Annotated in this window: 10 protein-coding genes; 1 reads left to right on the top strand and 9 read right to left on the bottom strand. The window is 62.4% G+C overall.

What is annotated here, in order from left to right; genetic code table 11:
• Positions 1-98 precede the first annotated feature (98 nt).
• Positions 99-5,120, top strand: coding sequence for an NEL-type E3 ubiquitin ligase domain-containing protein (locus H045_RS02455; protein ID WP_015371335.1), 5,022 nt, complete (start codon positions 99-101; stop codon positions 5,118-5,120).
• A gap of 4 nt (positions 5,121-5,124) precedes the next feature.
• Here H045_RS02455 and H045_RS02450 read toward each other — a convergent pair whose 3' ends face one another.
• The 9 genes from H045_RS02450 to H045_RS02410 form a co-directional block, all read right to left on the bottom strand.
• Positions 5,125-6,063: a hypothetical protein gene (locus H045_RS02450; protein WP_425262180.1), complete on the bottom strand. Its 939-nt coding sequence runs from the start codon at positions 6,061-6,063 to the stop codon at positions 5,125-5,127.
• A gap of 293 nt (positions 6,064-6,356) precedes the next feature.
• Positions 6,357-6,848: a CS1 type fimbrial major subunit gene (locus H045_RS02445; protein ID WP_015371333.1), complete on the bottom strand. Its 492-nt coding sequence runs from the start codon at positions 6,846-6,848 to the stop codon at positions 6,357-6,359.
• 22 nt (positions 6,849-6,870) lie between these two features.
• Entirely contained in the window at positions 6,871-7,611 is a 741-nt protein-coding gene (locus tag H045_RS02440) for a p pilus assembly chaperone (RefSeq protein ID WP_015371332.1), read from the bottom strand.
• Between the two features lie 28 nt (positions 7,612-7,639).
• Positions 7,640-10,162 carry a CS1-pili formation C-terminal domain-containing protein gene (locus H045_RS02435; RefSeq protein WP_015371331.1) on the bottom strand — a complete coding sequence of 841 codons (2,523 nt, stop codon included), beginning with the start codon at positions 10,160-10,162 and terminating at the stop codon, positions 7,640-7,642.
• 132 nt (positions 10,163-10,294) lie between these two features.
• Positions 10,295-10,792: a CS1 type fimbrial major subunit gene (locus H045_RS02430; RefSeq protein ID WP_003231492.1), complete on the bottom strand. Its 498-nt coding sequence runs from the start codon at positions 10,790-10,792 to the stop codon at positions 10,295-10,297.
• Positions 10,793-11,276: 484 nt separating this feature from the next.
• The gene (locus tag H045_RS02425) at positions 11,277-12,239 is read right to left on the bottom strand and encodes a fimbrial protein (RefSeq protein WP_015371330.1); all 963 of its coding nucleotides are present in this window, start codon (positions 12,237-12,239) and stop codon (positions 11,277-11,279) included.
• A 96-nt stretch (positions 12,240-12,335) separates the two neighbouring features.
• On the bottom strand, positions 12,336-13,304 hold the full coding sequence (locus H045_RS02420) for a fimbrial protein (RefSeq protein ID WP_157225381.1): 969 nt from the start codon (positions 13,302-13,304) through the stop codon (positions 12,336-12,338).
• 96 nt (positions 13,305-13,400) lie between these two features.
• The gene (locus tag H045_RS02415) at positions 13,401-13,937 is read right to left on the bottom strand and encodes a fimbrial protein (RefSeq protein WP_003231496.1); all 537 of its coding nucleotides are present in this window, start codon (positions 13,935-13,937) and stop codon (positions 13,401-13,403) included.
• 10 nt (positions 13,938-13,947) lie between these two features.
• Complete coding sequence (locus tag H045_RS02410; RefSeq protein WP_015371328.1) at positions 13,948-14,427, bottom strand: fimbrial protein; 480 nt, start codon at positions 14,425-14,427, stop codon at positions 13,948-13,950.
• Between the last annotated feature and the right edge of the window lie 19 nt (positions 14,428-14,446).

Below are 14,446 nucleotides of genomic sequence, written 5' to 3'. Positions count from 1 at the left end.
GACCTTTAGGCACGCGTAACCGACTAATTTTCAAGCTTATTTCAGGCGCCTCGACTGCATAGACTCAAGGATTCCACTGGTCTATTCAGGTTCACATCATGCCTACTGATTTACCCGCCACGCCCTTCCAGGGCCGCCATGTCGAGCTGATCCAAAACGCTTTGCCCGATTGGATCAAGGGCACCACGCCGGCCCGCATTCAAGCCCTTCAGCGCGATGGCCTGGGAACGCCGGTGCCCTACCCCAGGGCCACGCCCGCGCAGCATCAAGCACTCAAGACCGCCGTTGCCGAGCATTGGCAGGCCCAGACGGCGCTGGATAAACGTCTCGGCCCGCTGAACGACCTGCGCGCCTTCGCCGAATCACTGCTCAAGGGCGCATTGCTGCCCCACTACGGCGACGTGGACATGCGCAACACCTCGCTGCGCGTCTATATGAACGCGCCGGTCGCCTGGTGGGCGATCAACCTCAAGGGCGGCGTACACAGCAAGACCCTGTCATTGCTGGACATGGCCCTGCATAACTTCGCCGCTGGCGACCGCTTCGTCGACCACGCCTTCATGGGGCCGGAAGATGCCCGGGGCCAGCGTCAGATCCTCTCGATCCGGCATCAGAGCACCGGGCAAAAACTCACGGTCGATCACTTCAAGGCGATCTGCCGCACCCTGGATATCGGCGGGCGTTACCAGGCCGAACTGAGGACTGTTCTGGGCTTCGATCAACCGGCAGTGGCCGGTGTGGTGCGCGCTGAAGTGGTCAGCCAGCTCAAGGCGGACCTGCGCAGCAGCGCGCACCTGGGCCTGCACAGCGAGCATTTGCCGGCCGATGCGCATCAAGCGCTTCTGGGCTTTATCGACAACCCGGTCAACCTCACACTCGATGGCCTGCGTTTGGGCTGCTACTCGCTGAGCGTGGCCGGCAGCCCACTGGCCGGGGTCATGCTGTTCACCACCGACCCGGAGCAGCGCCAAGCCCAAGGGCGCGTCATCGCCTGGGTGCCCCAGGACCCCGAACACCCGCTCAAGCAATACGCCTCGCCCAAGGCCTTTGTCGAAACGCTGACGCGCCAGTTACGCGATGGGCCTGACTACCTATTTTTCAGCCAATTCGTGGCACATGCCGAGCGCGGTGCCTTCTTTGCGCAGGTGAAAGCGGGTAGCAACCTGAAATTCAGCCTGCTGGACATCACCCAGGACACCGCCCACCGCGCGGACGACCCGAAGAAGGACACTCCCTGGCACTACCTGTACCGGGTCAAGCTGAACAAGATCGTCAATGACGCCCGCGAACTGGCGGTGTCGACTGCCTATGTCGACCGCCTGGCGCGTCGGGCCTGGTGGGACAACCTGGAAAAGATCCTCTCGGATGTGCTCAACGCGGCGCTGTTGGTGGTCACGCCGTTCGTGCCGGTGCTGGGCCAGATGATGATGGTGTACAGCGTGTATCAACTGTGTGACGAGGTCTTCGAGGGGTTGCTCGATTGGGCCCAGGGCCGTGGCACGCAAGCCGCCGAGCACTTGCTGGGGGTGGCGGAAAACCTGGCGCAGTTCGCGGTGTTCGCTGGCGCCGGCAAGGTCGGCGCAGTGCTGCGCCCCAAGCTCTCCGCGTTTGTCGAGGGCATGCACCCAATCGAGGCGCAAGACGGCGCGCGCAAGTTATGGAACCCGGACCTGCAACCCTATGCCCACCCGGCTGACCGGCAAGCCGAGGACCTGCGCCCGTTGCAGGACCGTCACTATAAAATCCGCCACGACCCCGCAACCGACGAGCATCGCCTGGTGCACCCCACGCGCCCGGACGCCTACCAGCCACGCGTCGTGCTCGCCGACGACGGCGCCTTCGTGCACGAAGGCGAACAGCCGCAGCGCTGGGACAGCCAGACCCTGATGCGGCGCCTGGGCCCGCGTGTGCAGGGCTTGAGCGACCCGCAGCTGCAAGCACTGCGCATCGCCAGCGGCACCGACGAAGGCACGCTGCGCAGCCTGTACCGCTACAACGAGCCCGTGCCGCCCCTGCTGGCCGCGAGTCTTGATCGCCTGCAAGCCCAGGTGTTTCCCGACGCTGTCAGCCGCAAGGTGCGTGCCGGTGAACCACTGCCAAACGGGCCCTCGACGGACTGGTTCCCACAGCTCCTCACCGAGCTGCCGGGTTGGCCCCGGGACAAGGCGCTCAGCGTGTACCTGGACAGCGACCCCGACGGGGCGGCGCTCACGTTCGGCCATGCGAACGCCGCCGAGGCCGATACGCTGACGCTCAGCCAGAGCGAGGCGCTGTCCGGCAAGCTGCCGGAGCACGCGCTCGCGTTCCTCGACGACAGCGCGACCCGCACCTTGCTGGGGGATGATGTGGCACCGGAACACCAGGTGCAGACCCTGCGTGACCAGTTGGCTGACCAGGTCATGCGCAACGCTCCCGAGATCAGCGACAAGGTGTACCAGACCCGGGAACTCACCGACGACCCCAGCCTTGCGACCTTGCGCGAACCTTTTGACTACCTGGATTCAAATGCTGCACGCACCCTGCTCGCCAGCGCCACCCAGGCCGAGCGCGAGGCCCTTGCCCAGCGGCAACTGCCACTGCGCTTGCGCAATCAGGCGCGGGAATTGGCCTTTGCCAACGAATCGGCGCTGGCCTACCAAGGGTTTGATCGGCCCTCGCCGTTGCCGCCGGCGTCCGAGCGACTGGCCCTCAATGCCCTCAAGGTCTACAGCGACACCTTTGGCAAGCTGCGCCTGGAGATTCGCGAACACTCCGCCAGCGGTGAGGTGTCGTGTGCGGTCGGGCCACTGTCGGCCGACACCACGCGCGTGCTGATTCGCAACGCCCGCGGTTATCTGTTCGTCGATCCCGCCAACCCGCACGCCGCCAGCCGTACCACGCTTTACCAGGCGATCCTGCAAGCACTGCCGGCCACGCAGCGCAACGCCCTGGGCTTTCAGTTGGGCGAAGGCGGTGCGCTCAAACAGTGGATCAAGCAACGCGTGGAGTCCCTGGCCGAGCGTCGCGTGGTACTTGCCGAACCACCGGTGCCGGTGATCCAGACGCGCGAAACCAGCCAGTTGTTGGGCGGCCCGGTGCTCAGTCGCTGCCCGGGCGCCACCGCGCTGACCCGGCTTGAATATGCGCGGCAAACCTTGCAGCTGCTGTTTCCGAGCATGACCGAAGAGCGCTTGACCCTGTTTCTGGAGGAGATCCCCGAGTTTGACCTGGTCGACACGCTCCAGGCCCTGGAGGCGGAGAAGCAACTGCTGCATGTCGAGCTGCAAAGCTGGAAGAACACAGTGACCATTGGCGGCGAGAGCGAGAACCCTTATCAGGACAACCGATACGCCAAAAAGCTCATCGCCCAATTGCTGGAACGCTGCTGGGCGGATCGATTCGCCGAGTACACCGACGGCTGGGGCCATGTGCAGCACGGCACCGTGCTGCGCTTCGACCTGTTGACCCGCGACCTGCTGAGCCTGCCGCCCAGGCAGCCCACCCTGAGTGCCAGCTTCGAGCACGTCACGGTGCTGGAGGCCACCGGTTGCGAGTTCGGCGATGCCCACAGTGACTTTCTCAAGCACCTGCCCTCCTTGCGCGGGCTCAACCTGGCCAACAACCGTCTCACACAGTTGCCCGAGGCGTTGCAGAACATGCGTTTCATGCGCGACCTGAAACTCTCGGGCAATCGCCTGGCGCTCAGCGGCAACGAGCTCGCGCAGCTGAAAACCCTCAAGCACCTCAAGAGCCTGGACCTGAGCAAAAACCCTTTGCAACAGGCGCCGGACGTCAGTTGGATGCCCGGGCTGCGCACGCTGCGCCTCGCGGGTACACAGGTGGACAGCTGGCCCGCCGGGCTGTTTGCGCAGCCGCGCACCGATGAGTTTCTTCTCGACCTGCGTGGCACGCGCATCAACCACCTGCCCGACGTCGCACAGGGTTCAGCCCACGCCAGGCTCGTGGCACGCACACGCCTTGACCGCGCCACCCTCACCGATGAGGCGCGCCAACGCTACGAAACCTACCGTACCGACGCCGGCCTGGACCCCAACCGCACCTATGAGCCGCGCGGTGCCAACGCCTTCTGGCTCGAAGGCCTGGAGGCCGCCAAACGCAGCGAGTCGGATGCCCTATGGAAAGCCCTGGAGCGCGAGCAGGGTTCCCAGGTTTTTTTCGAAGTGATCGATGCGTTGCAGATCAAGCGACCGTTCGCCAATGAAGCGGACCAAGGCCGCTACACCGCCAACCGCCCACTGCTCAACCAGCAGGTCTGGCGCATGCTGCTGGCAGCCTATGAAGACAGCGCATTACGCGAGCGGCTGTTCAAGATGGCCAGTTTCCCCGGCCTGTGCCCGGATGCCGGGGCGCAGATTTTCAATGAAATGGGCATCGAAGTGCTGGTCAGCGAAGCCTACCGCGACGCGCCCAACGGCGCCGAACTTGAAGCGCGCCTGGTCACCCTGGCCAGGGGCAGCGCGCGGCTCAAGCAACTGGCCAAAGTCGTCGGCCAGGACATCGCCTTGCGCCTGAAACCCAAGGCGCAAGGCGGCCAGGGCCAGCGGTTCAGCTCGGACGTGCTCAACGGCGAGCCCGGCGAGATCGATGAAGTGGATGTGCACCTCGCCTATCAGACGTCGCTGGCCGCGCGGCTCGACCTGCCCTGGTTGAGCGATCACATGCTGTATCGGGCAACCGCCAATGTCTCCTCCAAACGCATCGAAAAAGCCTTTACTGCCGTAACGGCGCTCGGCGAAGGCGACGGCCTGGTCAACCAGATGTTGCTTGAGCCTTGGTGGGAACAACACTTGCGCACTGCCTACGAAAGCCAATGCAGCGACAACGAGCACGAATTTGGCGAGCGCTTTCTGGCCCTGGATGACTTGCAGACCGAGCAGGCGCAATGGGCCAGCGCCGACACCCTGGAAGCCGCCGAACGCAATCGCCTGCGCGAGCGCCTCAAGACCCTGGCCGATGCCGCCCAAGTGCCCGAAAGCGTGGTGTTCGCCGACGCGCCCATGAGCGATGACGTGTACAACCGCTTGCTCAACGACCTGGGCTACAACCAACAGGAATGGATGCGCCGCCTCACGCGCACAGCGTTGACAGCAGCTGCCAACCGGACCAATCGCACGCGATGAGCGATCAGATCGCAGAGTCCCAGACCACCGTTACGTCACCGTTGTAGGTGCTGCCGGGTTGTTCGAGCATTTGCGCCACGCTGTCGGCCTGGACCTCGAAGTGCAGCGTGCTGGGCTTGCGGTCGATGTAGCGGCTGGGCTGGAACAACTCGGTGCCACTGCCGTCCAGGCGCAACGGCAAGCGATTGACCAAGCGCCCGCCAGCATCGCTCAAGCCCGGGGGCAAGGTCACCGCCACGTCCAGCGGCACTTGGTGGCCGGCCGCATTGCGCACGCTGCAGGTGTTGCCCATCGGCGCGCCGCATTCCAGGGTCATCTTGAATTGCGAGCTGGCCCACAGGTTGACGGTCTGGTCGCGGAACAGGCGCGTGGGTTTGCGCCCGTTCTGCAACCAGCCCTGCCAACCGCCCTGGGGTTCGAGTTGCACGCGGTTGCCGCCGGGGGGGACTTCGACCTTGAGAATATGGTCAACATCCAGGACAAAATTCAAGGTGACGGTGTTGCCAACGGGCAGTACTCGGTCACCGAAATCGAAGTCCAGTCCTGGACCAATGGTGTAGGTCTGGCTGCCCCGATAGATGCCGGCTGGCGTCGACAGCGGATTGGGCGGGCGCAATTCGTAACCGAATGATAGATAACGAAAGTGCAACTCAGGCAGGTCAAACTGGGCCTGCGTGGCGCAGGCACCTGCGTTCTCAGGTACCAACCAGAACCACACAACGTAGTAACTGGTGCCATTGAGGCCGCCCGTAGGAATGCACGGCGTTGGAGCATTATGCCAACGGCCGGTGTTCCACAACTCGTTGTAGCCCCCGCCCCCGGTGATGACCTGCACATCGCCGCCATGGTCCGCCCGACCGCCAATCCCCGAGATACGCACGTCCAATTGCGCACTGTCGCCCTGTTCATTGGTCACCGTGACGTTGCGCCATTCCGAGGGCACCTTCAAGTAAGCCCCCTGCCGAGGATCAGTGTGTTTGGCCGGAACGGGACCGCCTGTGGTTTGCGGCAAGCCAAACGGCAAAGACAGACTGAAAAAGCCTCGAGGATTACAGAATGCATGAAACCATTCGCAGTACCCCGTACTCGGCGTCGTATTCTTGAAACGATTGACCATTGGGTTCGTCGGATCGGGCCGAAACTCGGCGGTGACGTCGACAGTGTTCGCCTGTGCTACGCCGAAAAAACCCACAAGTACCGAACAACAAAGCAAGTGTTTCACGTCTAAAACTCCCATCAGAAGCTCCCCGATACCAGCGCATCGAACACCATATGCACCGTGCCGAAATAGCGCCCAGGCTGGTAGTCCTCTGGCGGCTTGACTGCCGCGATTTCCAGGCCTACCCGTATGCCTGGTTTGGCATCGATACTCGAGACAACTTGCGCCTGCTCCAGACTCAAGGGCACCTGATTGAACGTCACTTGCAAGTCGATTCGATCAGTACCGTTAGATAGAAAAGCCTCGCTGTCGAGACGCGCGGCAATGGCACCGCCGATGTTTTTCACCTCGAAGGGTGCCCTCAGGGAGCTCATTTGCGAAGTGACCGGGTTGTAAACCAAGTGTTGTTCGCGCTGGACCAACAGCGGGTCCACCGGCAACACATAAAAATCCGCAGTGGGAATCGTCACGAACACCTCGAATGTCTCGCGTTCGACCGCTGCCCAGGCCAGGGGCACGAACAGCAAGCAAACCGTGGATAAAGCGGTACAGGCCAGTGTTTTGAACATGGTGGTTTTCCTGTGCGGCGATTCAGCCTTCGATCTCAATGGTTTTTTTCGCGCTGCCTTCGATCAGGTTGAAGCGGTACACGCGACCCGGCTGTTTATCGAATGTGAAGGAGCGTCCGGCCATGATGTGGTGCTTGATCGTAGGCCGGCAGTCCTGGGGGTTGCCGACGGCGCAATCCTTGAACTCATCGACCACCACCACGCTGTTGCCCTGGTTGTGCAAGGCATAGCGCGTGGTGTCGTCCTGCACCTGGGTGTCGAAGCGGGTGTGAGTGGGCCGCACGAAAAACACCGTGCCGTAGCCCGCCAGCACCCGCACGCCCGCCGCCAGGCTGTCCTTGTAGTCCTGGCGCTCCTCCTCGCTGATGGCGAACTCATCCTCGGTCTGTGGCACCACCGGCACGAACCGCACGCGGAAGTAACGCTCCCTGTCGCGGTTGCCCATGAACAGCAAGCGGGTGCCCTGGGTGCCGTTGGCCGGCACGATCAGCCGTGCCGGGCTGGCCATCAGGCCATCACGCGCGCTGATGTCGGCGCTGGTTTTAACCGGCACTTCGCGGTAGCTGCCATCGGCGTCGTAGACCATTTCAAGGATGTTGACCTTGACGAAGGCGGTGGACGTGCCGCCATTGAACACCCGTTTCATGTAGGTGCTTTTGCCGGCCTCCAGGTAGTCGTACACCACCCCCACATTGATCTGCGGACCGGCATGGGCCACCTGTGCCAACAACAGCGCGGCGCATAGCGTCAGAAAACATTTCATTTAAAAACCTCATAACGTTAAAAAGCTTTCAACCCGCGCGTTGCGTGGCCTGCACGGCGTCGGCCAGGGTTTCGGGGGTGCAGCGCAGGTCGCCGATCATCAGCACATCGCTTTCCTGGCGCGCCGTATCGGGTTCCAAACGGAAGCGACAGAGCAACTGGTTGGCGTAGCGCACTTCCAGGGTCGGCACGCTGGTGTTCATTTCCATGGAGAAGAACCCGTCGACTTCGCTGACCCCACGGCTGGCGTGATTGATCAGGTGATGGCCCTTGAGCGGATGCCCTTGCGCGTCCAGCAGGCGACCGAGCACGGTGACGGTTTTCATCACGCTGATCTTGCGGTACTCGACCCCGCCCTTGTTCAGGTGATAGCGGGTGCGGGTCGGCTGGATACTCGCCGCCGGCGGATGGTTGCCCTCGAAATCGAACCCCAACGTGCTGTTCTTGTAGGCCGTGATCGGCACAAAGTTGCGCCCGGCCCGCAGGATGACGCTGCCGCCGGTGAGGTCATCGGCGCGCAGGCGGATGTCTTCCAGGTCGGTTTCCACGTCGACGATCATCCCGGCGCCACGCCCATGGTGCTGGCTGCTCAGGACCATCTTCTGCGCGCCCACCGCCAGGGTGCTGCCCAGGTTGAGCCCGCCGCTGAGGTTGTTATTGAAGGACGAGCGCTGCACGAAAGCATCGCCAAATACGGCGTCGGTCTGGAAGCTGCCCCGGCCGGAAAGGCCGACGCCGTAGGTGTCGGCCAATACCGTCGCGGCGACGCTTTGCAGCACGTGGCCCTGCAAGTCGCGGTGGTAGCTCAGCGAGCCGTTGTTGTCGCGGCTGCCATCGCGGGCGGTGCGCGTGCCAAGGCTGGCGGACCATTGTTCGCCCGGCGCGCCGAGGGCCAGGCTGAGGCTCAAGTCGACGCCGCGGTTGCGTTTGTCGCCGGTGCTGGCGGTGCCGGGACGATCGAATACCGATAGCCGCCAGTTGGCGTCGCTGCCCATCAACTTGCCGCGCTGGGCCCAACCGAGGTCGAGCCCCAGGCCGTTGAGATTGCCCTGGCTGTGCGCCAGCCTGGCGCTGACGGAACGTGTGTTGCTCAGGCGATGGTTGAGCGACAGCGACGAGCTGCTGGTCTGCCCGACAAAGGGCGTGCGTTGGCGCAGGCGGGTGCCGTCGGCGAGTATTTCGTAGGTGTCGCGGTTGTCCAGCCAACTGCGGTTGTGGCTGAGCACCACGCTGCCCTGGCCGTAGCTGTACAAGCCTTGCACGTCCATGCCGGTGCCATGCTGCTGAGTCTGGTAGACATTGGCGTAGAGGCTGGTGCTATTGGCCAGGCTCCAGTCGATGGAGGTGCCGGTCTGCAGCATGTCACGCACTTTACGGCTGGACAGGCCCAGGATCACGCGGGGGTGGGCCAGGTAATTGAGGCCCGCGCCGTAGGTGGGATTACCGGTCGCCTGTTGCTCCCAGTTGCTGAACAATTTGCTTTCACGCCCGATGAAGGTGCTGTAGCGCCACCGCTCATCGGCGTTGCGCCAGTTGTTGGGTTTGTAGACCAGCTCGGTGCTGCTGGCGCTGGTCTGGCCGTCTTCGATCAGACGCACTTGCACTTCATAGATGCCGCCGGGCAAGGGCCGGGTATCGAGGGTTTGCAGGCCCGCCGCGACCGGCTGGCTGTTGATCAACAGCCCATTGCGATAAATCTCCACCGACGCCTGGCGGCTGGCGGTGACATAGATCGGGTAGACGCTGGGCTTGGGGTTGTTGACCAGCAGGCTGTCCGAGCTGCCGAACATCACGCCCACGGCGGTATCCGGGTTGGCACCGAACGAGCGGATCTGGCGGTTCAGGCCATCGGAGCCGGGGGTAAAAAAGCCCAGGCGCAGGAAATCACCCTGCATTTCACGTTGGCTGTACAGCTCGTGCACAGCATGGCGCAGCGAAGTGTCGGTGCCGCCCAAGCGTGACACTTGCAGGTTCAGCGCCTGGGTCCAGTTGCCCAGACTGGCGCTGGCCTGCAAGCCGTAGCGGCCGCCGAGGTTTTCGTCCTGGCCGCCGGTGAGGTTCAGTTGGTTATCGACAATCAAGCCATGGCTGCCCGCTTCCGGGTGCTCGTAATAGCGTTGCAGGTCGGTGCCGCGCTCAACGTTTTCGGTAAGGATCGACACCAGCGAGCTGTCCAGGCTGTAGTGCAGCGCCAGCAATCTGGATGGGCAACTGCGCTCGCAACCGCCCAGCGCCATGCCGTTTTGCAGGATCTGTTGCCAGTTGTCGCGCTCGGTCGGGCTGATCTTGCTGTCGGCGGTGTCGGTGAATTCCAGCAGGGTAATGCGATCATCACGTCCCAGTACGATCATCGCTTCGCCCAAAAATTGCTGATCCAGCTCGACGCGCACCGCCAATGGCACATCAAAAAAGTGTTGCTCAAACTCCTTGGGAAGTTCTCGCGATTGCAGCAACAGGCTGCCCGGTGCAGCACCGGGCGACACAGGCGCAGCGATGGCACTGGCGCATGCCAATAGAAGCAACGCACCGGCAACAGGCGTCATCGAATACATGAACGGGGCTCTCGTCAGTACGAACTATCGGGACCATAAAAAACCGGGCCGGCGCAGAGGAGCAGACGCCGACCCTTCTAAAAACCCCGGGCGCATCGCGAGCCCAGGGCGTGACACGTCACGCGTTAACGCTTATGGCGTCGCGCGCGGCACGGCGTCGAAGATCACCGTGTAGTTGGCGGTGTAGAGACCGTTTTGCGTGTCGGCCGGCTTGGCTGGGGTGATGACCAGGTCGGCCTGGGTGCCAGGCGTGGATTGCGGATCATCCACCACTTCCTGCGGAGTGGCGGTGAGCACGACGCCGTTGAAGGTGTTGGTCAGCGCAATGCTGTCCGAGCCGTTGTACAGCGCTGCCGCGGTGGTGCCGCCTTCGATGTAGGCGTGAACCGAACCTTCGGTGTTCTTCACGTCATACGTGCCGCGCAGGGAACTCAGTTCACCGCTGACGGGGTTGTAGTTCATTCGTTCGTCTTTACCGAAGTTGGGGTCCCGTGGCAGCACGTGAAATTGCTTGGTGGGGATATCGGCAGTGATCTGAATGGAGGAACGTGCATCGTCGGCGGCAAACGCCATGGAAGAGCCCAGGGACACTGCAACTAAAGGTGCTGCGAGGGCGAGTTTTTTGAACATGACGGAGTACCTGTCTTTGATCAGAAGCTTTTAGCGTCACGGAACCGCCGACGCGGCAATTCCAATAAGTTGCATTGACCGCCAAGCACTCGTTCAATGCCGAACAAGTATCCGAGCCTATCAACGGCAAGTAAGCAGGCGATTTCCTTTAACCAAGTAGCCGAACAACCCATAACTCATCAGAAAAAAAATGGCCTTTTGCCAAAACTTTAATAACGCCTGTAAGACAAGGACTACCTGCAACTAACCGAGAACCGCTTAATTAGTCTGCCCGCTGTAAGAACCGTATTACAAAAGACGCTAACAATAACTAAACAACCCATTACCAATTATCAACACGCGTCGCGCGCGCCCTTCAAAAACGCAGAAGCGAGCCGGCTCGCGAAAAATCCGAGAACGCCGCGTACATCCAGGATGAGCGCGTCAGCGTTGACGATTTTCGCGAGCAAGCTCGCTCCTGCGGGAATTGGCGGTGCAGGGTGGCTCAGGGCACGCCCATCACCAGCACACCGCTGCCGCTGGTGGCACCGGCAGTCGGTACCGAACCGTTTCGCCGCACCAGCGCAAAGGTCACATCGTCGCCACCCACGCTGTTGGTGATGCGGGTCAGGAACGAGCCGTTCACCGGGACGGCAACACCTGCGCGGACCATGGCGGTGCCCACGTTCGGGTTACTCATCATCAACAGACGCGAATCGAACGAAGACGACGTGCCCTTGTAAGTGATGGTGATGGGCGAGTTCACCCCGCCATCCGGGCAGGCATAGGTGAGCCTGCGATTGCTGACGATCGTGGTGCTCAGGGGATCGGTGCCGATGGCACGCTGCGGGACATTGCCGAAGTTGATCTCGATCGGCGCGTTGTTGTTGATCGTGCAGGTGGACGGCGAAATATCGAAGTTGTTGGCGGCGGTGTAAGTGACGCTCAGTTGCGGCTGACTGCCATCCCAGTTGTTCGAACTGGTGAGACGCAACATGCCGAGGTTGTCGCCGACGCGCACATTGATCGGGTTGGCCGGAAAGGCCCGCACCAGAATATAGGGGGTGACGTTGATCGGGTAAGTCTGCTTGTCATTGGGCAGGGTCGCGATGAGGATGCCCGACGGGACCGGGGAGTTATAGAACCCGCCGTTGATGCGCAGCCCCGTGCCGTGGCCGGTGAACTTGGGGCCTGGGGTCCAGGGTGCGCCCGAAAAGTTGCCGGTCCTCCAGTAGTCCTGGCCCCAGGCGGGGCCCTGTCCTGGTGAATAGCGGCACTCCAGTCGTGCCCCTTCGAGCATGATGCGGGTGCGGTCGGCGCTCAGCGTGACCGTCACCGGCACCTGCATGTTCGGGTTACCCGTAAACCAGGCGCCGCCATTGATCCGACAATCGACGGCCTGCGCGGTGGTGCTGACGCCGACCAGCAGCAGAAGCCCGAAAGCTCCTTTAAGTTGTTTCATTTTCATCTCTCGTTGCTTGCTTAATGCGGCAGGGCCAGCACGAACAGTCCATGCGCGCGCTGCCCCTGCCGGACGAGGTGGGAATCCATGAGTTAACGTGTTTCAGGGCACGCCCATCACCAGTACACCGCTGCCGCTGATGGCGCCGGCGGTGGGTATCGCGTTGTTGCGGCGCACCAGCGAGAACGTTACGTCGTCACCGCCGACGCTGTTGGTGATGCGCGTCAGGAACGAGCCGTTCACCGGGACCGCAGCGCCCGCGCGGACCATCGCCGTGCCGACGTTGGGGTTGGTCATCATCAACAGACGTGAATCGAATGACGAAGAGGTGCCTTTGTAGGTGATCGTGATGGGCGTGGTGATCCCTGCGTCCGGGCAGGAATAAGTCAGCCTGCGGTTGCTCACGATAGAGCTGGTCAGCGGATCGGTGCCGATGGCGCGCTGCGGGACGTTGCCGAAGTTGATCTCGATAGGGTTGTTATTGTTGATCGTGCAGGACGACGGGGAATTCGCGAAGTTATTGGCGGCGGTGTACGTGAGACTGAGGCCTGTGCGCGAGGAGTCGTAGTTGTTTGTCTGGCTGAGACGCAGCACGCCAAGGACATCGCCTATTCGCACGTCAATCGGGTTGGTGGGGTTGTTGCGTATCAAAATATAGGGGGTTGCATCCACGGGCACACCCACGGCGTTGTTGGGCATGTTTGCGATACGGATGCCAAAGGGCACCGGCGTGTTGTAGTACCCCCCGTTAATCCGAAGACCCGTGCCCTGATTGATGAATTTTGGGCCGGGCGTCCAGGGCGCGCCTGCTAGAGCCGACGTAGACCAATGGTCCGTATACCAGGCTGGGAAACCGTAGGGCGTGAATCGGCAATCCAGTCGCGCGCCCTCAAGCAGAATACGCGAGGTGTCCGCCCCCACGCGGACGGTCACGGGCACCTGAAAGGTCAGGGTCCCGCCCGTGTCCACCTGTCGCCATGGCCCACCGTTCACACGGCATTGAGCGGCTTCAACGGTCGCCGCGCCGCTCATCAGCACAAGAAGCACCAAGGCTCCAGGCAGTCGGTTCATTTTCATCTCACATTGCTCCTCAACCAGACGCCGCTGGCGAACAGTCAGTGCACGCCATGCGGGGCGCGCCTGGAAGGTATTCGAGGTGGACCCGCACTAGGGATAATCGAGGGTGAACGTTGAGGTCACCGTGTACGCGCCATGCCCGATGGTCTGGTCGCTGATGGCCTTGGGTTCGCCCTGCACGTAGGCCTTGAGTTCGATCACATTGGCGCCGTTGGTCAGCACCTGCTCGTCGCTGGTGGCGTTGAGCGGCAATGGCTTGCTGCTCGGCGTCTCCAGGCCCACCCCGATACCCGACGCGCCGCTGCCGCTGTCCAGTGCGAGCAAGCCGGGCAGCTCGCGATTTTCGCGGCCGCCAAAGGTGATGGTGACGGTGTTGCCGACGCTGGTGTCGCAGTCCTCCAGATGCAGTTGGAAGCCCTTCCCCACCGAACGCGTGTTGAGGTAGAGGTACTTGCTGGTCAGGTCCCAGAGTTCCAGGGTGATCGCCTCGTCGCCGGGGCGGATCGTGCAGGCCTCTTCCACCAGGTTGCCCTTGAAGCTGAGGTTGTCCGCCGCATGGCCCACAGGCATCAAGCCGATGATGAGCAGCACGGCCCCTGCGGCTTTTTCAACAATTGGATGTCGCATAGACCCACTCCTACTCGTATTCGGCCAGCAGCGTGGCCACCGCCGTGAACCTGGCGGGCGCCAGAATCGCGCCGGGCTGCTGCACGGGCACCACTTCCAGGGTCGGCGGTGACGACAGGCTGATGTCCATCGGCGCATTCAGCGCGAACGGCTGGTTGTTCTGGAACACCCGAATGCCCAGGGCCGGCACGCTGGTCTGCACCGCCGCACCATCGAACCCGGTGGGGGTGCCCTTGATGCTCAAGCGCAGCTCCCAGGGCAGCGTGTCGGTGCCACAACTGATGGTGTAGCCGAGCCCTCGGCGATATTTCACGCCGTCGATGCGCTTGATGCCGACATCGCCGAAATCGACTTCGATGGTGTTGCCCGCGTCGATGGTGCAGGGCGGCGGTTCGTTGAGCGTTCCGCTGAACGTCAGGTTGGCCCAGGCGCCATTGCACAGGCCGAGGGTGCACAGGGCGAGCACGGCTCGCGGCGGCCAACCTGTCATTGATCGTTTCTCTTTTTGC

It is taken from the genome of Pseudomonas poae RE*1-1-14 (assembly GCF_000336465.1).
Classification (GTDB): Bacteria; Pseudomonadota; Gammaproteobacteria; order Pseudomonadales; family Pseudomonadaceae; genus Aquipseudomonas; species Aquipseudomonas poae.
The sequence above is the reverse complement of the archived record's forward strand: the minus strand, read 5'-3'. Positions and strand labels throughout refer to the sequence as shown.

Bases quoted from the DNA above. Each gene is read 5' to 3' on its own strand.
- H045_RS02455 (WP_015371335.1), top strand. From the start codon at position 99: ATGCCTACTGATTTACCCGCCACGCCCTTCCAGGGCCGCCATGTCGAG.
- H045_RS02445 (WP_015371333.1), bottom strand. From the start codon at position 6,848: ATGTTCAAAACACTGGCCTGTACCGCTTTATCCACGGTTTGCTTGCTG.
- H045_RS02440 (WP_015371332.1), bottom strand. From the start codon at position 7,611: ATGAAATGTTTTCTGACGCTATGCGCCGCGCTGTTGTTGGCACAGGTG.
- H045_RS02435 (WP_015371331.1), bottom strand. From the start codon at position 10,162: ATGTATTCGATGACGCCTGTTGCCGGTGCGTTGCTTCTATTGGCATGC.
- H045_RS02430 (WP_003231492.1), bottom strand. From the start codon at position 10,792: ATGTTCAAAAAACTCGCCCTCGCAGCACCTTTAGTTGCAGTGTCCCTG.
- H045_RS02425 (WP_015371330.1), bottom strand. From the start codon at position 12,239: ATGAAAATGAAACAACTTAAAGGAGCTTTCGGGCTTCTGCTGCTGGTC.
- H045_RS02420 (WP_157225381.1), bottom strand. From the start codon at position 13,304: ATGAACCGACTGCCTGGAGCCTTGGTGCTTCTTGTGCTGATGAGCGGC.
- H045_RS02415 (WP_003231496.1), bottom strand. From the start codon at position 13,937: ATGCGACATCCAATTGTTGAAAAAGCCGCAGGGGCCGTGCTGCTCATC.
- H045_RS02410 (WP_015371328.1), bottom strand. From the start codon at position 14,427: ATGACAGGTTGGCCGCCGCGAGCCGTGCTCGCCCTGTGCACCCTCGGC.